The organism is Mesorhizobium captivum (assembly GCF_033977165.1).
Classification (GTDB): Bacteria; Pseudomonadota; Alphaproteobacteria; order Rhizobiales; family Rhizobiaceae; genus Mesorhizobium; species Mesorhizobium captivum.
This window is the reverse complement of record NZ_JAVIJB010000010.1, coordinates 109,992-132,638: the sequence shown is the minus strand read 5'-3', so window position 1 is coordinate 132,638 and position 22,647 is coordinate 109,992. Positions and strand designations below refer to the sequence as shown.

The 22,647-nt window shown below is 63.8% G+C and carries 20 protein-coding genes and 1 tRNA gene; 7 read left to right on the top strand and 14 right to left on the bottom strand.

The window, feature by feature from the left end:
- Nucleotides 1–13: 13 nt before the first annotated feature.
- The 6 genes from RFM40_RS11530 to RFM40_RS11505 form a co-directional block, all read right to left on the bottom strand.
- Nucleotides 14–805 (bottom strand): outer membrane protein, encoded by a 792-nt coding sequence (locus RFM40_RS11530; protein ID WP_320221115.1) that lies wholly within the window; start codon nt 803–805, stop codon nt 14–16.
- Nucleotides 806–951: 146 nt separating this feature from the next.
- Nucleotides 952–1,893: a lysophospholipid acyltransferase family protein gene (locus RFM40_RS11525; RefSeq protein WP_320221116.1), complete on the bottom strand. Its 942-nt coding sequence runs from the start codon at nt 1,891–1,893 to the stop codon at nt 952–954.
- Between the two features lie 84 nt (nt 1,894–1,977).
- Complete coding sequence (thrS, locus tag RFM40_RS11520; protein WP_320226632.1) at nt 1,978–3,951, bottom strand: threonine--tRNA ligase; 1,974 nt, start codon at nt 3,949–3,951, stop codon at nt 1,978–1,980.
- A 156-nt stretch (nt 3,952–4,107) separates the two neighbouring features.
- Complete coding sequence (blaOXA, locus tag RFM40_RS11515; protein WP_320226630.1) at nt 4,108–4,917, bottom strand: class D beta-lactamase; 810 nt, start codon at nt 4,915–4,917, stop codon at nt 4,108–4,110.
- A 141-nt stretch (nt 4,918–5,058) separates the two neighbouring features.
- Nucleotides 5,059–5,433 carry a membrane protein insertion efficiency factor YidD gene (gene yidD, locus RFM40_RS11510; protein ID WP_320226628.1) on the bottom strand — a complete coding sequence of 125 codons (375 nt, stop codon included), beginning with the start codon at nt 5,431–5,433 and terminating at the stop codon, nt 5,059–5,061.
- A gap of 72 nt (nt 5,434–5,505) precedes the next feature.
- The gene (locus RFM40_RS11505; RefSeq protein ID WP_320226626.1) at nt 5,506–5,667 is read right to left on the bottom strand and encodes a hypothetical protein; all 162 of its coding nucleotides are present in this window, start codon (nt 5,665–5,667) and stop codon (nt 5,506–5,508) included.
- Between the two features lie 94 nt (nt 5,668–5,761).
- Between RFM40_RS11505 and RFM40_RS11500 the strand changes: the two genes are divergently transcribed.
- Complete coding sequence (locus tag RFM40_RS11500) at nt 5,762–6,667, top strand: LysR substrate-binding domain-containing protein (RefSeq protein WP_320226624.1); 906 nt, start codon at nt 5,762–5,764, stop codon at nt 6,665–6,667.
- 10 nt (nt 6,668–6,677) lie between these two features.
- Here the strand turns inward: RFM40_RS11500 and RFM40_RS11495 are convergent, their stop codons facing one another.
- Nucleotides 6,678–7,124 (bottom strand): iron-sulfur cluster assembly scaffold protein, encoded by a 447-nt coding sequence (locus tag RFM40_RS11495; RefSeq protein ID WP_320226623.1) that lies wholly within the window; start codon nt 7,122–7,124, stop codon nt 6,678–6,680.
- 237 nt (nt 7,125–7,361) lie between these two features.
- Between RFM40_RS11495 and folE the strand changes: the two genes are divergently transcribed.
- The 3 genes from folE to RFM40_RS11480 all read left to right on the top strand — a co-directional run bounded on the left by folE (nt 7,362) and on the right by RFM40_RS11480 (nt 9,689).
- Nucleotides 7,362–7,988 carry a GTP cyclohydrolase I FolE gene (folE, locus tag RFM40_RS11490; RefSeq protein ID WP_320226622.1) on the top strand — a complete coding sequence of 209 codons (627 nt, stop codon included), beginning with the start codon at nt 7,362–7,364 and terminating at the stop codon, nt 7,986–7,988.
- A gap of 185 nt (nt 7,989–8,173) precedes the next feature.
- Entirely contained in the window at nt 8,174–8,632 is a 459-nt protein-coding gene (gene hisI / locus RFM40_RS11485; RefSeq protein WP_320226621.1) for a phosphoribosyl-AMP cyclohydrolase, read from the top strand.
- 85 nt (nt 8,633–8,717) lie between these two features.
- Nucleotides 8,718–9,689, top strand: a complete 972-nt coding sequence (locus tag RFM40_RS11480) for a patatin family protein (RefSeq protein ID WP_320226669.1) — start codon at nt 8,718–8,720, stop codon at nt 9,687–9,689.
- A gap of 57 nt (nt 9,690–9,746) precedes the next feature.
- On the opposite strand, the gene recJ is transcribed toward RFM40_RS11480, so the two are convergent.
- From recJ to RFM40_RS11455, 5 genes are all read right to left on the bottom strand, one after another.
- The gene (gene recJ, locus RFM40_RS11475; RefSeq protein WP_320226620.1) at nt 9,747–11,531 is read right to left on the bottom strand and encodes a single-stranded-DNA-specific exonuclease RecJ; all 1,785 of its coding nucleotides are present in this window, start codon (nt 11,529–11,531) and stop codon (nt 9,747–9,749) included.
- A gap of 142 nt (nt 11,532–11,673) precedes the next feature.
- On the bottom strand, nt 11,674–12,657 hold the full coding sequence (gene glpX / locus RFM40_RS11470; protein WP_320226619.1) for a class II fructose-bisphosphatase: 984 nt from the start codon (nt 12,655–12,657) through the stop codon (nt 11,674–11,676).
- Between the two features lie 197 nt (nt 12,658–12,854).
- Nucleotides 12,855–14,168: a homoserine dehydrogenase gene (locus RFM40_RS11465; protein ID WP_320226618.1), complete on the bottom strand. Its 1,314-nt coding sequence runs from the start codon at nt 14,166–14,168 to the stop codon at nt 12,855–12,857.
- A 159-nt stretch (nt 14,169–14,327) separates the two neighbouring features.
- Nucleotides 14,328–15,545 carry an LL-diaminopimelate aminotransferase gene (locus RFM40_RS11460; RefSeq protein WP_059188342.1) on the bottom strand — a complete coding sequence of 406 codons (1,218 nt, stop codon included), beginning with the start codon at nt 15,543–15,545 and terminating at the stop codon, nt 14,328–14,330.
- 48 nt (nt 15,546–15,593) lie between these two features.
- Nucleotides 15,594–16,004 carry a hypothetical protein gene (locus RFM40_RS11455; protein WP_320226617.1) on the bottom strand — a complete coding sequence of 137 codons (411 nt, stop codon included), beginning with the start codon at nt 16,002–16,004 and terminating at the stop codon, nt 15,594–15,596.
- A gap of 97 nt (nt 16,005–16,101) precedes the next feature.
- Between RFM40_RS11455 and phaC the strand changes: the two genes are divergently transcribed.
- The 3 genes from phaC to RFM40_RS11440 all read left to right on the top strand — a co-directional run bounded on the left by phaC (nt 16,102) and on the right by RFM40_RS11440 (nt 19,668).
- Entirely contained in the window at nt 16,102–17,937 is a 1,836-nt protein-coding gene (phaC, locus tag RFM40_RS11450; RefSeq protein WP_320226616.1) for a class I poly(R)-hydroxyalkanoic acid synthase, read from the top strand.
- A gap of 201 nt (nt 17,938–18,138) precedes the next feature.
- Nucleotides 18,139–19,431 carry a YcbK family protein gene (locus RFM40_RS11445; RefSeq protein WP_430691662.1) on the top strand — a complete coding sequence of 431 codons (1,293 nt, stop codon included), beginning with the start codon at nt 18,139–18,141 and terminating at the stop codon, nt 19,429–19,431.
- A gap of 162 nt (nt 19,432–19,593) precedes the next feature.
- A tRNA-Glu gene (locus RFM40_RS11440) sits at nt 19,594–19,668 on the top strand.
- A 799-nt stretch (nt 19,669–20,467) separates the two neighbouring features.
- Here RFM40_RS11440 and RFM40_RS11435 read toward each other — a convergent pair.
- Both RFM40_RS11435 and RFM40_RS11430 read right to left on the bottom strand, forming a co-directional pair.
- Complete coding sequence (locus RFM40_RS11435) at nt 20,468–21,730, bottom strand: ATP-binding protein (protein WP_320226614.1); 1,263 nt, start codon at nt 21,728–21,730, stop codon at nt 20,468–20,470.
- Nucleotides 21,727–22,452, bottom strand: a complete 726-nt coding sequence (locus tag RFM40_RS11430; protein WP_320277558.1) for a response regulator — start codon at nt 22,450–22,452, stop codon at nt 21,727–21,729. Before RFM40_RS11430 ends, RFM40_RS11435 begins: the two co-directional genes overlap by 4 nt.
- Between the last annotated feature and the right edge of the window lie 195 nt (nt 22,453–22,647).

Below are 22,647 nucleotides of genomic sequence, written 5' to 3'. Positions count from 1 at the left end.
GCACCAGGGTTTCTTAATCGAAGTGGTAGTTCAGCCCGATGCGAGCCGTCTGTTCGTGGTACTTGGCTGACACGTTGAAATCGATCGGTGTGTTAGTGGCTGCCGTGAAGGACCGCTTGCCGAGGTCGACGTAAAGATATTCGGCCTTCACGCTCCAATTAGGCGCCAGCATCGTTTCGACGCCGGCTCCCACCGTCCAGCCCGCACGCGTCCCGGAGGCGGTGTGATCGCCGCAGATCGTTGCGTCAGGAATACAACCTGAGGTCACGTCGGCCTCGCTGTAGCTTAGGCTGGTTTCGCCGAAGGCGAGGCCGCCCGTTGCATAGACAAGCCATTGCGGATCGACGAGGTACCCTGCCCGCCCGCGCAGCGTTCCGAACCAGTCGACTTTCATTTCGACGCTCGTGCTTGTCGCGTCGAAAAATTCCGGAAACCTGGCTTCCGACTTCGATCCGCCGATGCCTGAGGCCTGCAGATCCGCCTCGATGCCAACAATCCAGCCGGACGGCAGTTGCCAGTTGTAGCCGGCCTGACCGCCGCCGATCACACCCCGAGCTGAAGGGGATATGGACGAAGGAAAGGAGCCGGAAGCGATGATGTCGTCCAGGAAATCCTGCAGCTCCGGGACATCCGTGCTTGGCGACAAACCGACCTTGCCCGAATCCCAGCCATAGCCAAAGTTCGCGCCAGTATACGCGCCGCTCCAGGATGGAACGGCATCACCCGCCCTGGCCGCCCCCGCGGCGGCAAATCCGACGCCGCCCAGCACCAGACTCGTCAATACAAGTGTCTTCGCAATATTCATCGGCTTGGCTCCCACCCAAGCCGTTGATAGCAAATCGTGCAACCTATGACTGTGGCCACTGGTCACAGTTGCATGAATATCCATCAAGTATTCAAGAAGATGCTAAAATATTATTGACCGTTTGAAAGCCGGCTAATACTAGCCGGTCAGGCGGCTTTGCGCATCCGCTTTGGCAGGAAAGGCACGCGTCCGCGCGGCGCGGCCGGCGATGCCAGATCAAAAACGGCGCGATAGAGCCTGTCGAGCAGCGCCTTGCGGTCGCGCAACGGCTCCAGCTCGCTCCACCTCAGCACATCGCCGATGCGCACCTCGATGGCCTTGCCCGACAGGCGGGCGAACTCGCGGATGAGCAAGGACGTGCGCAGCGTCAGCGACGCCTTGCCGACGAACTTCGCCACGCGGTTGTCGCGCTCGGCCATGTTCATCGGCCCGCTGACGAGATGGAACAGACGGCCGTTCTGGCCGGAGAAATGCATCGGGATGACCGAGGCCTTGGCCTCCTGAATGAGCTTGGCCGGGAACATCTTCCACGGCAGGTCGATCGCCCGGCCGAACCCCTTCGGCGCCGTGGCGACGCCGCCGGCCGGGAAGACGACGATGGTGACGCCTTCCTTCAACAGCCGCACCGCCTCATGGCGCACCGCCATGTTGTTCTTCAGCGCTTCCTTGGTCTCGGAAAAATCGATCGGCAGCGAATAGGGCTCCATCTCACGGATCCTGAGCAGATCCTTGTGGATCATGACCCGGAACGGGCGGCCGAGCTGCTCGGCGAGCGACAGCACGGCAATGCCGTCGCCGATGCCGAAGGGATGGTTGGCGACGATCACCAGCGGCGTGTCCGGCAAATTCACCGGCGGCCAGTGGCCGGCGTTGCGCACCTCGACGTCGATCAGCTCCAGCATGCGGCTGAACACGCTTTCGCCCGTTGGGGCAACCTGACGGCGCCAGAAATCATAAAGCACGGCGAAGCGGTCGCGGCCCGACAGGCCTTCGACGGAATGGATGAACCACCGCGTCAGCGCCGGCTGATGCTGGTTGGCATAAGAGAGCTCGGGAAACGGCCTTTCCCGCAGTTTCAGCTTGAGCATGACGGCTCGTTACAGGGTGGGCGTGACAGGCGTATGAAAATGGCGGTGGACCGTGCCACCGCCATTTCAGGAAGTGCTGGTATGTCAGGCCGCGCGGCGCTTGCGGTCCGGCGAGACCGCCTCATCGGCCAGCGATTTCACCGCATCGGCGAGCTTCAGCGATTCCTGATCGCGGGAACCCAGGCGGCGGACATTGACGGTCTCATCTTCCGCCTCGCGCTTACCACAGACGAGGATGACCGGAACCTTGGCCAGGCTGTGCTCGCGCACCTTGTAGTTGATCTTCTCGTTGCGCAGGTCGGCCTCGGCCAGCAGGCCCGCTGTCTTCAGCCGCTCGACGACCTTCATTGCGTACTCATCCGCATCGGAGGTGATCGTCGCCACCACCACCTGCAGCGGCGCGAACCACAGCGGGAAATGGCCGGAATAGTTCTCGATCAGGATGCCGAGGAAGCGTTCCATCGAGCCGCACACCGCGCGATGCACCATGACCGGCTGCTTCTTCTCCGAATCCGAGCCGATATAGAAGGCGCCGAAACGCTCCGGCAGGTTGAAGTCGACCTGCGTGGTGCCGCATTGCCATTCGCGGCCGATGGCGTCCTTCAGCACATATTCGAATTTCGGCCCGTAGAAGGCGCCCTCGCCCGGATTGATCGAGGTCTTGATGCGGTTGCCCGAGAGCGTGCGGATCGTCTCCAGCACATTGCTCATGATCGCCTCGGCATGGTCCCAGGCTTCGTCGGTGCCGACGCGCTTGTCCGGCCGCGTCGAGAGCTTCACGGCGACCTGGTCGAAGCCGAAATCGGCATAAGTCGACAGGATCAGGTCGTTGATGCGCAGGCATTCCGCGGCCAACTGCTCCTCGGTGCAGAAGATATGCGCGTCGTCCTGGGTGAAGCCGCGCACACGCATCAGCCCGTGCAGCGCACCCGATGGTTCGTAGCGGTGCACATTGCCGAACTCAGCAAGTTTTACGGGCAGTTCGCGGTAAGACTTCAATCCATGCTTGAAGATCTGCACATGGCCGGGACAGTTCATCGGCTTCAGCGCGAAGACGCGGTCGTCGTCGGTATCGTCGCCGGCAACAGTCACCTTGAACATCGCGTCGCGGTACCAGCCCCAGTGGCCCGACGTCTCCCACAGGCTCTTGTCCAGCACCTGTGGCGCGTTGACTTCCTGGTAGCCATGCTCGTCGAGGCGGCGGCGCATATAGTTGACCAGGTTCTGGAACATCTTCCAGCCCTTGGCGTGCCAGAAGACGACGCCCGGCCCCTCTTCCTGGAAATGGAACAGGTCCATCTCGCGGCCGAGCTTGCGGTGGTCGCGCTTCTCGGCCTCCTCAAGCAGCATCTGGTAGGCCTCGAGCTGCGCCTGATCGGCAAAGGCGGTGCCGTAGATGCGCGTCAGCATCGGGTTGTTGGAATCGCCGCGCCAGTAGGCGCCCGCCACCTTCATCAGCTTGAAGGCATTGCCGATCTGCCCGGTCGAAGCCATGTGCGGACCGCGGCAGAGGTCGAACCAGTCGCCCTGGGCGTAGATCTTGAGGTCCTGATCCTCCGGAATGGCGTCGATGAGTTCCAGCTTGTAGCGCTCGCCCTTCTCGGCAAAGACCTTCTTCGCCTTATCGCGCGACCAGACCTCCTTGGTGAACGGCTTGTTGCGCGCGATGATCTCGCGCATCTTCTTCTCGATCGCCGGAAAATCATCCGGCGTGAACGGCTCGTTCCTCGCAAAGTCGTAATAGAATCCGTTCTCGATCACCGGCCCGATGGTCACCTGCGTTCCCGGCCAGAGCTCCTGCACGGCCTCGGCCAGCACATGTGCCGCGTCGTGGCGGATCAGTTCGAGCGCGCGCTGGTCGTCGCGGGTGATGATCTCGACCTTGCCGGGCTTGCCGAGCGGATCGGAAAGGTCGCGCACGGTGCCATCGATCGCATAGGCCACGGCCTTCTTGGCCAACGACTTCGAGATCGATTCGGCAAGACCGGCGCCGGTCATTGCCGCGTCGTACTCGCGGACCGAACCATCGGGAAACGTCAGGGAGACGGAATTCAGCATCAAGTTCTCCTATCCAGTCCCGCAAACGAGCGCGGGTGGTGAAATGCATGTCGGCTGGAGCATGCAGAGGGTTAGCCGGAGGCGCCAATCACATGGACGCTGGCCGGCGGCAGTCTTTTATGAGGAGTTTCTGCCGCCGTAAAGCCGCAAGCCGTTCTATTTGATGAGGCCGGGCAGATCCTTCAAGAACGCCGCCCGCGTCGTGAGCCCCTTTGGCATGTCGCCGCGCTTGGCGTCGACAACCAGCCGGGCGAACACGATGCGGCGACCATCCTTCTCGGCCCAGCCTACGAACCAGCCGAGTGACCGCTTGTTCTTGTCGAGCGCCGTGCTGCCGGTCTTGCCCTTCACGGTCCAGTCCCCCGCCTCGAAGGTTGGGATGATCGCTTTTGTCATCTCTTGCGCCTTGGCGGAAACCGGCATTTTGCCGGCAAGCAGCCGGCGCAGGAACGCCGTCTGCTCGACGGGCGAGACTTCGAGCGAGGAATCCACCCAGGAATTGGTCAGGCCGTCATTCTTGCCGGCGCTGCCTGAGACATCCGCATTGCCGTAACCGAATTTCGCAACATAGCCGGCGAAGCTTTTCGAGCCGAGCCGGCGCGTGATCTCCCGCGAATACCAGATGATGGAATCGCGTTCCCAGATCGTCGGATCGACGGTCTTTCGGTCGCGGTTCACCGCATTGAACTCGGGCTTGTAGTCCCAGCTCGGCTTATGGTGGTCGCTCAGGATTCCGGCGTCGTAGCCGATCAGCGCCAGAGGCACCTTGAAAGTGGACGCCGGGCTGACGCGCTGGTCGCACACACCATCCTGGTAAAGCGTCGCGCCGCTCGTCGCATCCTGGATCAGCGTGCAGTGGATGTCCTTGAGCGGTGCCGATTGCGCCCGCATCGGCAGGCCGAGCATCCAAGCCATAAGCAACAGAGTAACGGCGATAAAGAAGGGGTAGCGGTCCATCTGGCGCATCGAAGCTCACTCCGGAAAGGGGATTACGGAGAGCGGCTTAGCGAGGCCTCTTGTCTCGATTTTGTCTCAAATTCGCAGCGTTTGTGCAGGCTGTCGTTAACCCTACCGGATCGTAAACGAAGCCCGCGAAAGCCGATGCGATCAGCCGTCGGCCTCACGGCTTTTCCTGCCGATCCGCCAGTAGCGCCAGGGCATGAACCAGACATAGCGCGCAGCGAGCGTCTCCGGCACCCGGTCGATGCCATGCGTCCCGAAAGGCCCGCAGCGCGAAACCCGGAACAGCGCCATCCAGCCGCCGGCCCACAGGCCATGGCGGGCGATCGCTTCATGCGCGTATTCGGAGCAGGTCGGCAGGTGCCGGCAGCTGTTGCCGACGAAGCCGGAGAGCGTCAGCTGGTAGAGACGCACGAGCGACGTGCCGAGTAGACGGCCCGGCGTCTTGCGCCAGGGTCCCGGCCAGTTGCGCCCGCGCTGGATAGGCCGGGCGCTGTGCATATGCCCATGGTGGTCAGCCAACCAATCTGCTCCGCAGTGTTCGCTGCGCGATAGATGTGGGCTGCTGACCCGGAACGCAATGTTCTTTTGCCATCATGGCCTGGTGCGGCGGATGGGATGCCTGTCGATCCGCGGTGCATGATGCAAGGAAGCATCCGGATGGTCATGGCAACAGCGGCTGCGCGAGGCTTCGCCATGCCACTGAAAGGTGGCGATCCGCATGACGTCGTTCAAAATGGCCAGGAACTGGTTCATGGCAAGTGCTCCTTTGGGCACCGATTAGACTGCCGCTGGCCTTCGTCCTCAAACGAGTATAATTTCCGCATCGGATAACTTGAGGTTATGTGAGATGAAGCGGGGCCGGCTGCCGCTCACGGCGCTCAGGAGCTTCGAAACCGCCGGCCGGCACTTGAGCTTCAGCCGCGCGGCCGAGGAGCTTTACGTCTCGCAAGCGGCGATCAGCCGGCAGATCCGCGAGCTCGAAGCCTTCCTCCGTCAGCCGCTGTTTCTCCGCCTCCATCGCCACGTCGAGCTGACCGATGCCGGCCGCCGGCTGCTCGACCAATTGATGAGAAGCTTCGACGACATCGACCGGGTGCTGTCGGAACTGGCGACCACGCCGGCGCAGTCGGTGGTGCGCGTCAGCGTCGAACCCTCGCTTGCCGCGGTATGGCTGGTGCCGCGGCTCAACCGCTTTCGCCAGTTGCGGCCCGATATCGATGTCTCACTGGACGTCGATCCGAGATTGATCGAGTTCCGCAGCGACCAGCCCGAGCTTGCCTTGCGCTTCAGCCCGCGCGCGACCTCGTGGCCGCGCAGCGATGCCGAGCGCCTGGCCTCGACCGTCGATTCACCCGTCCTGTCGCCGGCGCTGCTGGCATCCGGCCCTCCTTTGGACAAGCCGGTCGACCTTCGCCACTACACGCTGCTGCATGAGGAAAATCGCCAGAGCTGGGCGCGCTGGTTCGAGGCGGCGGGCGTGCCGGCCGACATTGTGCCGGCGCGCGGCCCGATGCTCGCCGACGCCTCGCTCTCGAAGCAGGCGGCATTGCTCGGCCACGGCGTGGCGCTCGGCGATCTCCTGCAGATCGGCGACGAGCTCGCCTCCGGCGCGCTGGTCAAGCCGTTCGACATCGACGTCGCGTCGGGCGCCTACTGGCTGGTGGCGAGAAATTTGCAGGATCTTTCCGAGCCGGCCACGGCTTTTGCCGACTGGATAAGAGGCGAGTTCGCCGCGACAAGGGGAGCGATTTAGGCGCTTGTGATCAAGCCGCGTGTCCGGCGCGCTTCTTCTCGATCTGGCCGATCGCGTCGACCACCGCGTCGAAGGTCAGCATGGTCGAGGCGTGGCGCGCCTTGTAGTCGCGCACCGGCTCCAAATATTTGAGGTCGGCGAAGCGGCCCTCCGGGGGCGCGCCGTCTTCCTTCAGCATCTTCAGCATGGTCTCGCGCACCGCACGCAGCTCATCCGCGCTGGCGCCGATAACATGCTGGGCCATGATCGAGGAGGAGGCCTGGCCGAGCGCGCAGGCCTTCACGTCATGGGCGAAATCGGACACCACATCGCCATCCATTTTCAAGTCGACGGTGACGGTAGAGCCGCACAATTTGGAATGCGCCCGAGCGGTCGCGTCGGGGTGGTCGAGCCGGCCGATCCGCGCGATATTTCCGGCGAAGCCCAGAATTTTCGCATTGTAGACATCGTCGATCATATTTTTCCAATCCGTCGCCGCCGAGCGAACAGTGTTTGCCGCTGTAGCGTCTTCCTTTCGCTCTGCACGAGCATATATAATGCTGGCAGCCGGGCATCGACAAGGCAACCTCAAGCCATTGTCATTGCTCATCTGTTCACGCCGCTTACGGGCTGGAAACCGGGCGAGTTTCACCCGAAAGGTCGTGGTCCGTTCAACTCGTCCCACCTTTGAGTGGGACTACGGGAGACGCCTTTTATGGATGCCGTCATCAAGAAACTCATGCCCCCCGCCTCCTATATGGAGAAGCCCGTCACGGATCGTCCGAGCGAGGCCGAGGTCGAAGCCGCCGTGCGCACGCTTTTGCGCTGGACTGGCGACAACCCGGATCGCGAGGGTCTTGTCGATACGCCGAAGCGCGTCACCAAGGCTTTCCGCGAGATGTTCAACGGCTACGACATGTGTCCGGCCGAGGAGCTTGGCCGCACTTTCGAGGAAGTCGCCGGCTATGACGATCTTGTGATCGTCAGGGACATCAAGTTCCACTCCCATTGCGAGCACCACATGGTGCCGATCATCGGCAAGGCGCATGTCGGCTACCTGCCGGACGGCAAGGTCGTCGGCCTGTCCAAGATCGCGCGCGTCGTCGACATCTTCGCGCATCGCCTGCAGACGCAGGAAGCGATGACGGCGCAGATCGCCGGCGTCATCCAGGACGTGCTCAACCCGCGCGGCGTCGCCGTCATGATCGAGGCCGAGCATATGTGCATGGCCATGCGCGGCATCCGCAAGCAGGACTCGACCACGCTCACCTCGACCTTCACCGGCGTCTTCAAGGACACGCCCGAGGAACAGGTGCGCTTCGTCACCATGGTGCGCAGCTGATCGTCGGCCGGCACCTCCCAAAGGCGGTTGAGGTTCAGGTCAGGCTTAAGTCGAAAATGGTGGTTTCCGAGAACCGGAGCGGAGCGTACTTAGAGTATGTGAGCTTCGGGAGCGCCGGAAGCCGCCATTTGCAAGCCGGCCTCGCCCGAGTATCAACACGTCTTTAAATCAAACAAGGACCGGCGATGTCGGCACTGCAATTTCCCAAAGCTCCAGCAGACATGAAGGCGCTGGAGGAAGGCACCGTCCTTTCTCCGCGCTTCGATGCCGCCGGCCTCGTGACCGTGGTCGTCACCGACGCCGGCGACCGCATGCTTTTGATGGTCGCGCATATGAACGCCGAGGCATTGGCGCTGACGCTGGAAACCGGCATCGCGCACTACTGGTCGCGTTCGCGCAATGCGCTCTGGAAGAAGGGCGAGACCTCGGGCAATTTCCAGCGCGTCGTCGAGATGCGCACGGATTGTGACCAGGACGCGATATGGTTGACCGTCAAAGTATTGGGCCACGACGCAACTTGTCACACAGGCAGACGTTCCTGCTTTTATCGGACGGTGGGGCTCAGCGACGGCAAAGCGACGCTTGCCGACGATGGCAGCAAGCCGCTGTTCGATGCGGAACAGACGTATCGGAAGCCGGTGTGAACCATTCAATATTCACAAACCACTCATATTCACCATTCTCAAACATCCTTGTGGTAGAAGGGATACGGGACAAGGGGAGATCATGATGCTCGAATGGGCGTCATTGCGCAGCAAACCTGACGTGCAGGAAGCCAACGGCCCTGCATCGTCCGGCGGCGTGCCCGACCCGAAGTCGGCGAAGAAGACAGGCATCTCGCTGGCTCTCGGCGGCGGGTGCGCCCGGGGCTGGGCCCACATCGGCGTGCTGCGCGCACTGGACGAAGCCGGCATCGAAGTATCGATGATTGCCGGCACCTCGATCGGCGCGCTGGTCGGCGGCTGCTATATCGCCGGCAAATTGGACGAGCTTGAAGAGTTTGCCAGGAGCCTCACCAAGCGGCGCCTCTTCGGGCTCCTCGATCTCAATCTGCGCGGCAGCGGCCTGTTCGGCGGCATGAAGCTCGACGCACGGATGCGCGAGCACATGGCCGGCATTCGTTTCGAGGACCTGACAAAGCCGTTCGTCGCCGTCGCTTCCGAAATCCGCACCGGCCACGAGATCTGGCTGTCGAACGGGTCGCTGATCACCGCCATGCGCGCATCCTATGCGCTGCCCGGCGTCTTCGAGCCGGTGAACTGCAACGGCCGCATGCTGGTCGACGGCGCCCTGGTCAATCCGGTGCCGGTCTCGGTTTGCCGTGCCTATGAGCAGCCGCTCGTCGTGGCCGTCAACCTCCACTACGACCTGTTCGGACGTGCCGCGGTCATCAAGCATAGCGCGGGTGAGCTCGTCATCGAGAACGACGCGCCGCGTCCCGGCCAGGTCAATCCTCAGTATCAGCCCCACCAGACCCGGCTCGGCATCACCGGCGTCATGGTCGAGGCCTTCAACATCATCCAGGATCGGATTTCGCGCGCCAGGCTCGCCGGCGATCCGCCTGACATGTCGCTGCAGCCGAAGCTCAGCCATATCGGCCTGACCGAGTTCCACCGCGCCGACGAGGCGATCCGCCTCGGCTATCAGGCGACGATGGCGCAGATCAGCGAATTGACGCGGCTGCAGACGGTGCTCGCCTGAGCTTCATTTTGCGCAATTCCGGACGGAAAACCGCTTCACACTTTTCCTGGAATTGCTTCAAGCAACCGCGGCATCCGTGATGCGGAATTGCACCGTCCGGTTGCCGTTCCAGTAGTTGCCCGACAGCGAACCGGCGACATGCACGGTCTTGCCCCTGTTCTTGAACAGGAATTCGCCGAGCGCGGTGTCGACGGCGCGGAATGCGATCGCCTGGAGGTTGCCGCCGCTTTGCGACTGCAGGTCGGCGCGGATGTGGTTGGTGCCGATCGGTCGTGCGTCGGCGAGCCTGTGGCGCGGCAGCACGAACACCGGCGCGATATGTCCTGCGCCGAAGGGGCCGGCTTTCTCCAGCGCGTCGAGAAGCGAAAGCGTCGCGCCCTCGGCGGCTAAAGCGCCGTCGATCGCCAGGCTCTCCTCGCTCTGCAGCCGGAACACGTCCGCCGACGCACGCTCCTCGAAGAAGGCTCTGAGCGCGCCGAGCTTGGCCCTTTCGACAGTGATGCCAGCCGCCATGCCATGGCCGCCCCCCTTGACGATCAGTCCGGCGCCCGCCGCCTCGCGCACCAGCCGGCCGAGATCGAAACCGGAGACCGAGCGCCCCGAGCCGGTGCCGATGCCGTTGGCGTTGAAGGCAATCGCGAAAGCCGGGCGGCGCGCATGCTCCTTGAGCCGCGACGCCAACAGCCCGACGATGCCCGGGTGCCAGCTGTTGCTGGCTGTGACGACGATGGCCGGACCGTTGCCGCCGGCAAGCTCGGCATCGGCTTCGGCGCGCGCCTGCGCCAGCATCTCCATTTCCATCTGCTGCCGTTCCTGGTTGAGGCGGTCGAGCGTCTCGGCAATGCTTGCGGCCTCGACCGGATCGTCGGTGGCCAAAAGCCGGCTGCCAAGCGCGGCATCGCCAATGCGCCCGCCGGCATTGATGCGCGGCCCGATCAGATAGGCGAGATGGAAGGTATTGATCGGCTCGCCAATGCGCGAGACCCGCGCCAGGGCCGCCAGCCCCTCATTCTTCTGCTGGCGCGCTACCTGCAGCCCCTTGACCACGAAAGCGCGGTTCACCCCGGTAAGCGGCACCACGTCGCACACCGTCGCCAGCGCGACGAGGTCGAGCAGCGAAAGCAGATCGACCGGCGCGGCGTTCGGCAACTTCTCGCGCAGCACCTTCGCGGTCTGCACCAGGCAGAGGAAAACCACGCCGGCGGCGCAAAGATACCCCTGCCCCGAAAGGTCGTCCTCCCGGTTCGGATTGACCACCGCATCGGCCGCCGGCAGCGCGCCGCCGACCTGGTGATGGTCGAGCACCACGACATCGGCGCCGGCTTCTCTGGCCGCCTCGACCGACGCGGCGCTGTTGGTGCCGCAGTCGACCGTGACGATAAGCTTCGCGCCGCGCGAGATCAGCTCGCGCATGGCTTCCGGATTGGGGCCGTAGCCTTCGAAGATGCGATCCGGAATATAGATTTCGGACGGCACCGAGAAATGCGCAAGAAAGCGCTTCAGCAGCGCCGACGAAGCCGCGCCGTCGACATCGTAGTCGCCGAAGATCGCCACCTTTTCGCCGGCCACGATGGCATCCGCCAGCCGCGCCGCCGCCTTTTCCATGTCGGTCAGCGAGGCAGGATTCGGCAAAAGCTCGCGGATGGTCGGATCGAGGAAGCGCTCGGTCTGTTCGACCGTCACGCCGCGCCCGGCGAGCACCCGCGCGACGATGTCCGGCACCCCATGACCCTGCGCGATGGCCAAGGCGGCCATGTCCTGCCGCTCGGTCAGCCGATGCTCCCAGGAGACACCGGTCGCCGACTGCCTGACATCGAGGAAGAACCGTCTTTCGCCCGTCACGCGAGGCGCCGTCTGCACATCATCCTGTGGCAGATATCAATATGCGACGTCCAGAGCAATTCCAGGAAAGCGGGCAACTAAAGGAAACTGTGGAACGGTTTTCCGTCCGCAATTGCGTCGAAAGGGTCAACGCTGCACGAAATCAAAATTTTTCCAGATCCTGGTGACGCGCCTTGATCTCGCGCACGGTGCGCGAGGACGAGCGCAGCACGATGGTGTGAGTGGTAATGAAGGTGCGGCCGAACTTGACCCCGTCGAGCAAATTGCCGTCGGTGACGCCGGTTGCCGCAAACAGGACGTCGCCGCGTGCCATGTCCTGCGCGCGATAGACCCGCTTCGGATCCGAAATGCCCATCTTTTCGGCCCGCGCCACCTTCTCCGGCGTATCGAGGATCAGCCTGCCCTGCATCTGCCCGCCGGTGCAGCGGAGCGCCGCCGCGGCCAGCACGCCCTCTGGCGCGCCGCCGGTGCCGAGATAGATGTCGATGCCGGTCTCGTCCGGATCGGTGGTGTGAATGACGCCTGCGACGTCGCCGTCGCCGATCAGCCGGATCGCCGCACCAGTGGCGCGCACGGCGTCGATCAGCTTGGTGTGGCGCGGCCGGTCGAGGATGCAGGCGGTGATGTCGGACACCGCGACGCCCTTGGCCTTGGCGAGGTTGGCGATGTTCTCGGCCGGCCGCGCATCGATGTCGATGATGCCCTCGGCATAGCCTGGGCCGATGGCGATCTTGTCCATGTAGACGTCGGGCGCGAACAGCAGGCTGCCTTTTTCCGCGATGGCAATGACGGCGAGCGCATTGGGCAGGTTCTTGGCGCAGATCGTCGTGCCTTCGAGCGGATCGAGCGCGATGTCGACGGCCGGGCCTTTGCCGGTGCCGACCTCTTCGCCGATATAGAGCATCGGCGCCTCGTCGCGCTCGCCCTCGCCGATCACCACGGTGCCCTTGATGGCGAGCCGGTTGAGCTCCTGGCGCATGGCATCGACCGCGACCTGGTCGGCGGCCTTCTCGTCACCGCGACCGCGCAACCTCGCGGCGGCGACCGCGGCCCGTTCGGTGACGCGCACGACTTCCATGGTGAGGATACGGTCGAGGCCGGCTGCGATGTTCTGGGCCATATTCATAAATGGATATTCCTCGTTGACTGTTGCTTCCAGCAATTCCGGACGGAAAACCGCTAAGCACTTTTCCTGGAATTGCTCCTAGCCTCCCGCCAGAGGCGCGCTTCTTCTGGCAAAGCTCCATGACAACGGCAAGACTTGCCCCGGCAATTTTTGAAATTGCAGCAATATCAATCGATTAAGGCGAAATCAGACGACGGCTATTCCGCCCGTTCGATCCGGATCACCTGCGGCTTGTCGGTCAGGTGGCCGTCCTTGGTGACACCTTCGACCGCCTTGCGCACCGCGGCTTCCGTCGTCTCGTGGGTGACAAGGATCACCGTCTTCTGCGCCTCGGTTTCCGGCCCGGCCGCCTGCTGCACGATCGATTCCAGCGAAATGTCGTTGTCGGCCATGCGCTTGGCGATCGCGGCGAAGACACCGGTGCGGTCGTGTACCGTCAGCCGGATGAAATAGCCGCCGGCATGGCTGCGCATCTGCGCCTTCTTGTAGGGCTTCAATTCCCTCGCCGGCCAGCCGAAGACCGGTGCATGCTGGAAGCCCGGCCGGCTCTTGGCGATGTCGGCGATGTCGCCGACCACTGCCGAAGCAGTGGCGTTGCCGCCGGCGCCGGGACCGGAGAGCAGCAGCTCGCCAAGGATGTCGGTCTCGATCGCCACCGCATTGGTGACGCCGTGCACCTGCGCGATGACCGAAGCCGTCGGCACCATGGTCGGGTGCACGCGCTGCTCGATACCGCTTTCGGTGCGCTGCGCGACGCCGAGCAGCTTGATGCGGTAGCCGAGCTCGGCCGCCGCGCGGATGTCGGCCTGGGTGATGTTGGAGATGCCTTCCATATAGATGTCGTTGGCGGCGATCTTCGTGCCGAAGGCAAGGCTGGTCAGGATCGACAGCTTGTGCGCCGTGTCATGGCCCTCGATGTCGAAGGTCGGGTCGGCCTCGGCATAGCCCAGCCGCTGCGCGTCCCTGAGGCAGGCGTCGAAGGAGATGCCTTCGGCCTCCATGCGGGTCAGGATGTAGTTGCAGGTGCCGTTGAGGATGCCGAAGACGCGGGTGACCTGATTGCCGGCCATCGCCTCGCGCATCGTCTTGATGACCGGTATGCCGCCGGCCACCGCCGCCTCATAGTTGAGCAGCACACCCCTCTTCTCGGCGATCTCGGCGAGCTGCACGCCATGCTTGGCCAAGAGCGCCTTGTTGGCGGTGACGACATGGCGGCCGGCCTCGAGCGCCGCCTTCACCGATGCCCGCGCTGGCCCCTCGTCGCCGCCGATCAATTCGACAAAGACATCGATGTCGGCTCTCTCGGCCATCTGCGCGGCGTCGTCGAACCACTTGGCGGCGCTGAGATCGACGCCGCGGTCGCGCTTCGGATCGCGCGCCGAGACGGCTGTGACGACGATGTCGCGGCCGCACTGGCGGGTGAGTTCGGCGGCCTTTTCGTTGAGCACGCGCGCCACCGAGGCGCCCACCGTGCCAAGGCCGGCAATTCCAACACGCAACGCTTCAGCCATGTCCGGCGACGCCCCTCAAAGATTGGTCGGTGTGATGTGCGGTGAACTAGAGCATGATGCCGAAAAGTGTGATGCGGTTTTCGGACGACATCATGCTCTATCTCTTTAATTGAGAGCCGGATTCAGATTTCAGGCCAACGGGCCTGAAATCATCCGGCTCTAGCGGCGGGCCGTGAGCGGCACAACATTGTTGGGCTGCTTGGCGGTCGAGGCCAGGAAGCGCTTGATGTTGCGCGCCGCTTGCCTAATCCGGTGCTCGTTCTCGACCAGCGCCACGCGGACGAAGTCGTCGCCGTGCTCGCCGAAGCCGATGCCCGGCGCCACCGCCACGTCGGCATGCTCGATGAGCAGCTTGGAGAATTCGAGCGAGCCGAGCTGGCGGAACTGTTCCGGGATCGGCGCCCAGGCGAACATCGAGGCCGCGGGCGCGGGAATGGTCCAGCCGGCGCGGGTAAAGGAATCGACCATCACGTCGCGTCGCTTGTGGTAGACCTCGCGCACCTCCTCGATATCGGCGCCGTCGCCGTTCAGCGCATGCGCCGCCGCCACCTGGATCGGCGTGAAGGCGCCGTAGTCGAGATAGGACTTGACCCGGGTCAGCGCCGCGATCAGCCGCTCGTTGCCGACCGCGAAACCCATGCGCCAGCCGGGCATGGAGAAGGTTTTCGACATCGAGGTGAACTCGACGCAGACGTCGATCGCGCCCGGAACCTGAAGTACGGAAGGCGGCGGGTTGCCGTCGAAATAGATTTCCGAATAGGCAAGGTCGGACAGGATGATGATGTCGTTCTTCTTGGCGAAGGCGACGACGTCCTTGTAGAAATCGAGCGAGGCGACCAGCGCCGTCGGGTTCGACGGGTAGTTGAGGATCAGCGCCAGCGGCTTCGGGATCGAGTGGCGGATGCCGCGTTCGACCGCCGGGATGAACCCGTCATCGGGCTCCACCTGCAGTGAGCGAATGACGCCGCCCGACATGATGAAGCCGAAGGCGTGGATCGGATAGGTCGGATTGGGGCACAGGATCACATCGCCGGGCGCGGTGATCGCCTGCGCCATGTTGGCGAAGCCCTCCTTCGAGCCCAGTGTCGCCACCACTTGCGTGTCGGGATTGAGCTTCACGCCGAAGCGGCGCTGGTAGTAGTTCGCCTGGGCGCGGCGCAGGCCCGGAATGCCGCGTGATGAGGAATAGCGATGCGTGCGCGGGTCGCGCACCACCTCGCACAATTTGTCGACGATGGCCTTCGGCGTCGGCAGGTCCGGATTGCCCATGCCAAGGTCGATGATGTCGGCACCGCGCGAGCGGGCGCTGGCCTTCAGCCGGTTGACCTGCTCGAACACGTAAGGCGGAAGCCGGCGGACCTTGTGAAATTCTTCCATTTCAGTTCCAGACGATCAAAGGGGGCGCATTCGGCGCGCGATATAGACCTAATTGCAGTTAGGGTCGAGGGCGGGATCGCATTTGGTCTCGATCTGCTTCAGCGTGTCGACGCCATGCGTCCTGGCGAGCGTGTTGAGCGCCGCTGTATTGGGGGCTGGTTTCGCGCCGCCGCCCTTGGCAAGCTGCGCCTGCTGCTCCGCCTTGAGCTCGCCGAGCCTGGCGGCGGTCTCTTCCTTGGACAGTTGCTTGGCGGCCACCTGTGGCCGAATGTTGAGATTCGGATAGGAGCCAGTGTCCTTCGGTCCCTCCGCCAGCGCTGTCGGCGCCGAACTGTTCGAGGTGTTGCTGGTGGTACAGCCGCCCGCCAACAACGGCGCGGACAAAACCGCGGCCGCGACAGCGATGCGGCAAATCGAACCGACGCCGAGAAAATAAGTCCCGCCAACATTAATCGTCATATTGTTTTCCTGGCAGCCGGGTTAGAGCGTGTTGGACCCGGTCAGATGTCCCATGGTAATATGTCAAGAAAACGCTCCGGGAGGAACCCCGCGAACCATGTCCAAAGCGCCCGATTCGGACAAAGCGGAAAATGGCGGACCTTCGACGGTCGAGCAATATCTGGTGAAAGACCCCGAGCGTTTCGCGTTGAACATGGCGCGCATGATCGAGCAGGCCGGCAAGGCGGCCTCCGCCTGGGCCGAGCCGCGCGAGAAGGGTGAGGTGCGCGACCATGTCGCCGAGCCCGTGGTCGACATGGTCAAGACCTTCTCCAAGCTCTCGGAATACTGGCTGGCCGATCCGCAGCGCGCTCTGGAAGCGCAGACGCGGCTCTTCGCCGGCTACATGACGGTCTGGGCGAACGCCATCCAGAGGGTCAGCCAGAACGCCGAAGCCCCCGAGGACGCGGTCAAGCCCGAGCGCGGCGACAAGCGCTTCCAGGACCCGGAATGGGGCCGCAACGCCTTCTTCGATTTCCTGAAACAGGCCTATCTCGTCACCTCGCGCTGGGCCGCGGACCTCGTCGAGCATGCCGAGGGCCTGGACGAGCACACCCGCCACAAGGCGAGCTTCTACGTCAAGCAGGTCTCCAACGCGATCGCGCCGTCGAATTTCATCCTGACCAATCCGGAACTGTTCCGCGAGACCGTCGCCTCCAACGGCGAGAACCTGGTGCGCGGCATGAAGATGCTGGCCGAGGACATCGCCGCCGGCAGGGGCGACCTGAAGCTGCGCCAGGCGGATTACGCGCCATTCGAGATCGGCAAGAACATAGCCACGACGCCCGGCAAGGTGATCGGCCGCAGCGACGTCGCCGAGATCATCCAGTACGACCCGGCGACGGAGACGGTGCTGAAGCGCCCCCTGCTCGTCTGCCCGCCCTGGATCAACAAATACTACATCCTCGACCTCAACCCGCAGAAATCCTTCATCCGCTGGGCGATCGAGCAGGGCCATACGGTCTTCGTCATCTCCTGGATCAACCCAGACGAGCGCCACGGCGCCAAGGGCTGGGAGGCCTATATCCGCGAGGGCCTGCAATATGGCCTCGACATGGTCGAGAAGGCGACCGGCGAGAAGGAGGTCAATTCGATCGGCTATTGCGTCGGCGGCACGCTGCTGGCGGCGGCGCTTGCCCTTCTGGCGCAGGAAGGCGACCACCGCATCAAGTCGGCGACCTTCTTCACCACTCAGGTCGACTTCACCTATGCCGGCGACCTGAAGGTTTTCGTCGACGAGGATCAGGTTGCCGCGGTCGAGCGCTCGATGAGCGAGAAGGGCTATCTCGACGGCACCAAGATGGCGACCGCCTTCAACATGCTGCGCTCCGGCGACCTGATCTGGCCCTATGTCATCAACAACTACATGCGCGGCAAGGACCCCCTGCCCTTCGACCTGCTCTACTGGAACGCCGATTCGACCCGCATGGCGGCGGCCAACCATTCCTTCTATCTGCGCAACTGCTATCTCGAGAACAATCTCTCGCGCGGCACGATGGAGCTTGCCGGCCGCACCGTCTCGCTGGCCGACATCACGATCCCCGTCTACAACCTGGCCACGAAAGAGGACCACATCGCGCCGGCGCTCTCGGTGTTCCTCGGCTCGCGCTATTTCGGCGGCGATGTCGAATACGTCATGGCGGGCTCCGGTCACATCGCCGGCGTCGTCAATCCGCCGGCGGCGCATAAATACCAGTTCTGGACGGGCGGCAGGCCGGTGGGCGATTTCAACACCTGGTTCGCTGGGGCGCACGAGCATGCTGGTTCGTGGTGGACGCACTGGCAGCACTGGATCGAGAGCCAGGACAATGTCCATGTACCTGCCCGCAAACCGGGCAAGCGTATGAAAACCTTGGGCGATGCGCCGGGCACCTATGTCAAGGTGCGTGTGTAACGGACTGTAATGTCTGGTGAGTTGACGGGCTGCCAAAACAGGGCGAAATGGTGGCGTTAATCGTTTTCGCAGCCTCAATTCGCCTTCTGGTGCAGAGTAAATCCGAGGTTTGCAGATACGAGACAAATCCCGTTTCCGGTTCGGGAACAGGAGGTCGTCGCCAGGGGCACTGGAGCGCCACGGCGATGATGCACGGACCGGATGCCGAGGGGGAATTCTATTTTGAAACCAGCAGGTTGGCGTCTCGCACGAAGGGAAAGCCGCAGCATTGTGGCAGCGCTTTTCTCCGTGCTTCTGGCCTCCTGCACCTCGACCGGCGATCCGACGATGTCGGTCGTCACGCCGGCCTACAATTCAACCGCCACCGAGATGAGCGCGGCTTCCGGCGCCACGCCCGCGGCCTCGGCCGATTCGACCTCGCAGGTGGCATCGGCCACCCCAGAGGCGGCATCGACCGTGATGAGCGAGGACGACAAGCCGCTGCCGGAAAAGATTGCTTATGTGCCGGAGACCCGGCCCGGAGCCGCCGCTTTCCCCGCCGTCGCCGTGCCTGACGGCGCCACCTCGATTGCAGGCAACACGCCGCAACCGCTGGTACAGCCGGCGCAGACGACCGACGAGACGAAAGCCGCCGCCGAGAAAGTCGCTGCCGCCGACGCCGCCGCGGTCGCATCGCAAGCGCAGGCGACCACGCAAGCCATGAACAATGGCGTCTATGTCACGGCGGGCGAGCCTCAGCAGCAGCCGATCGCCGCGCCGAAGAAGGGCCTGTTCGCCTCGCTGTTCAGCACCACGCCGGCTTCTGCGGCACCCGCGCCGCTGATCAACAATGCGCGCTCCGGCGACCAGCCTGCCGCCCAGGCCAAGACCACGCCGCCGCCTGCCAAGCCGATCGTGACGCTCGCCTCCGCTACGCCGGGCGACAAGCCGGTGCAGCTCGCTTCCCTCGGCGACGATAGCGGCAACCACATCACCGGCGCCGATGCCTTGCCCGGCGTGCGCCAGACGGCGCTGTTCGAGATCAAGCGCAAGTCCGGCATCGACGACGAAAGCGACGTCGACCTCAACGAGGACGAAGGCGGCGGCTCCTACCAGGTGGCGTCCGCCGCCGGCATGGCAAGGCTCGCGCCCAACGGCCTCTTGAAGCAGAACGAAAGCGTTGACGTCGCCTGCCTGAAGCCGTCGCTGGTGCGGGTGCTGAAGACGATCGAGGGCCATTTCGGCCGCAAGATGGTGGTCACCTCCGGCTATCGCGATCCCTCGCGCAACCGCCGCGCCAACGGTGCCAAGAACTCGCTGCACATGTACTGCGCCGCCGCCGACATCCAGTTGCCCGGCGTCTCCAAGTGGGAGCTGGCGAGCTATGTACGCTCGATGCCCGGCCGCGGCGGCGTCGGCACCTACTGCCACACCGAATCGATCCATGTCGACGTCGGCCCCGAGCGCGACTGGAACTGGCGCTGCCGCCGGCGCGGCGGCGGCGGCGACGGCTAGCGGCTCGCCTGCCGTCACTCGGTGGCTCATTCATCCCTTGCAAAACCTGCCTTTCGGCCTGCCAAACATGCGTTTTGCAGGCTCGCGAAAAAAGTTGTCGCATGTGGCGGCAGATGGGTTGCCGGTTGCCAACAACGCAATTATAAGCCGCTTCGTCTGAGCGCGCCCATCGTCTAGCGGTTAGGACACCGCCCTTTCACGGCGGTAACAGGGGTTCGATTCCCCTTGGGCGTACCAGCTTTTTTCAAGCACTCAGCGACTTCCCTGCCCTCTCTGTCCAATCTTTGGCCAATATCCAACTGAATTTGCCTCCCGTGAACGGGTCGCCGTGGCAGTCGAGCCAGGCATCGTGTCGACCCCTAGGATTTCTTATCGCCGTTGGGATTTGGTGCCGGAGCCTCTCGCACGTCTCGCGGTGGCGGATCGACATGTCCAGGCTCTGGCGATGGTTTCTTGTCGGGACGACGAACAGGTGGCTTCGGCTCGGGCTTCGGTGGTGGCGGCTCTTTGACCTTGGTCGGCATATCCAGTTAACCGCATCGCCCAGTCCCTTGTTCCAGTCTGCACGTCAAAAGGCCCGGAAGCCGAAGCCTCCGAGCCCTGCAAACGACTGTTTCCGCTTGCGGTTGCGAAGAACGCAATCATAAGCCGCTTCGTTTGAGCGCGCTGTATTGAGTGTAGGCGAAAACACGCCGTTAACTTCGTTCGCAAGTGACGGTATGTCAGCCTCAACCCGAAGGGTAGAATTGTACACGCTCTCAGCCGTGGAGGCGCGGAGATGAACTTGGCCCGGATAGCGCTCTTGTGCGCGGCCATGACCGCACTGGCAGGACTTCTGGCCGTCCGCGCCGAGGATCAGCCTGCCCAATCGAACGGTGATGCAGCGCAAGAACAGCCGGCAGTGCACTGCGAGGGTCAGAATTGCCTGCCCCCGAAGGACAACCCTGTCCAGGAGTGCAAGGGGCAAGATTGCACGCCGGCGCCAGCAACTGACAAACCGCCGGCTCCGGTGATTGAACAGTTCAAATAAGCGACCTCAATGGCGCCGATTCCGTTGGGAAACGGCGTCGAAAACCACCGTCTGCAGCAACCCTCCCCCCTGCCGGTTCTCCAGCCGGATCGTCCCGCCATAGCGCTCGATGATCTCCTTGGCGATCGCAAGCCCCAATCCCGCCCCTGGAATGAATTGCGTGCGCGCCGGATCGGCCCGGAAGAATGGCTCGAACGCCTTGTTCAACAGGTCCGGCGGGATGCCGGGGCCACGATCGGCGATGGTGAGAACCGCCTGGCCGTTCAGCGCGGTAAGCGCGACGACGCAGCCCCTGCCATGCGTGGCGGCATTGACGATCAGGTTGCGCAGCGCGCGGCGCAGGCCGAGCGCCCCGGCCTTGACCGAGACCCAGTCGAGATGGTCGATCGACACCGCATGACCGAGAGACGTCATCTCGGTCTCGATATCGCGGATCAGCCTGTCCAATTCCAGCGGCTCGACCGCGTCCTGGTTCACCTCCTCGCGCACCAGGCGGATGGCGCTGTCGGCGATGCGGTCGAGCTCGTCGAGATCGTGCAGCCATTTCTCGCGGTCCTCGTCGAGAAATTCGGCGCGCAGCCGCATCCTGGTCATCGGCGTCCTGAGGTCGTGGCCGGCGGCCGCGACCAAGCGCATGCGGCTTTCCATGGTGGTTTTCAGCCTGGCGGAGAGCTGGTTGAGGGCGTGCGCCGTCGCCTTGACCTCGGCCGACCCCACTTCCGGCACCGCCGCCAACACGCCATCCGATCCGATCTTGGAAACCGCCGCCTCAAGCATCTCAAGCGGCCGGATGAGCACGGCAGTGAAATAGACCGAGACGGCGGTGGCGCCGGCCACGATCAGCGAGATCCAGCCGGCGAGAACCAGCCATTCTCGTCTTGGCGGCTTGACGTGCGGAACCTCCACGATAGCCCAGCGATTGTCGGGCAGTCGCATCGACGCCAGTTGGCCGGGCTCCCCCACCTTTTCGTTGACGACCGCAGCAGCGCCGAGCCCCCTCCGACGCAGTATGTCGTTGAGCATAGCCGTTTCCGGGCGGGCGACCGGGCCGCCGGCCGGGTGGTCGCTGAATTCAATCCGCAGAACGTCCGGGATCGCGACCGGCGGCAGGCGCAGCACGAGTTCCATCTGCTGGGCGACCCAGGGCACGGTCAGTTCCGGTGGCGGCCCTCCCCCACGGACACTGAGGACAGCGGCCGTCGCAAGGCCGACGACGCCGACGATCGAAGCGACAAGCAGGACGATCAGGCGCCTGCGCAGCGAGGTCACGCCTCGGTCTCCGCGGTTTCGACGCGCGCGGTGAGCTGATAGCCGCCATTGCGCACGGTCTTGAACAGGTTCTCTTCGCCGGCATCGGCGAATTTCCGCCGCAGCCGGCTCATCAGCACGTCGACGGAGCGCTCGAGCGGATCGCGCTCGCGCCCTTGCGTCAGGTCGAGCAGCTGGTCGCGCGACAACAGCCGCCCGGGCCGGTCGAGAAAGACCTGCAACAGGTCGAATTCCGCACCGGTGAGATCGACGATCTCACCGTCGGCATCCACCACCTTGCGCGTGTCGGGCTCCAGCCGGTAGCCGGCGAAATGGTAGACGCGCACCCTGGGCGGCGCGGCTTCTTCCGGCGCGGAGCGCCTCAGCACCGCGCGGATGCGCGCCGAGAGCTCGCGCGGATTGAACGGCTTGCCGAGATAGTCGTCGGCGCCGAGCTCCAGGCCGATGATGCGGTCGACATCCTCCTTCAGCGCGGTGAGCAGGATGACCGGAATATGCGGCTTGCGGTCGCGCAAGCTCCGGCAGATGTCGAGCCCGGAGCCGTCCGGCAGCATGACGTCGAGCACGATCAGGTCGAACTGGCCGGTGGCGAGCTTTTGCTCGCACTCGCGCCGGTCGGCCGCCACGGAGACCCTGAATCCCTGCCCGTCGAGATAGCGCCCGAGCAGCGTCCTGATCTCGCGATCGTCGTCGACGACGAGAATATGGGATTGCGCCTGCATGTCTGGCCGATTTGCCTTTCGCCCCCGATAATAGGGAGTGGGGATTATAGGGAGAGCCGCCGCCAAGCGGCACGGAAAATTGCAACGGAATGTTTCCGTGGCGGCGCCGGAAACATTCGGAAACAAATCTCCTTTTTGCGGAAACCTTCGGCAACGTGCCGAAGCAAAGCGGCAAAAGACGCTTCCTATCCTGCT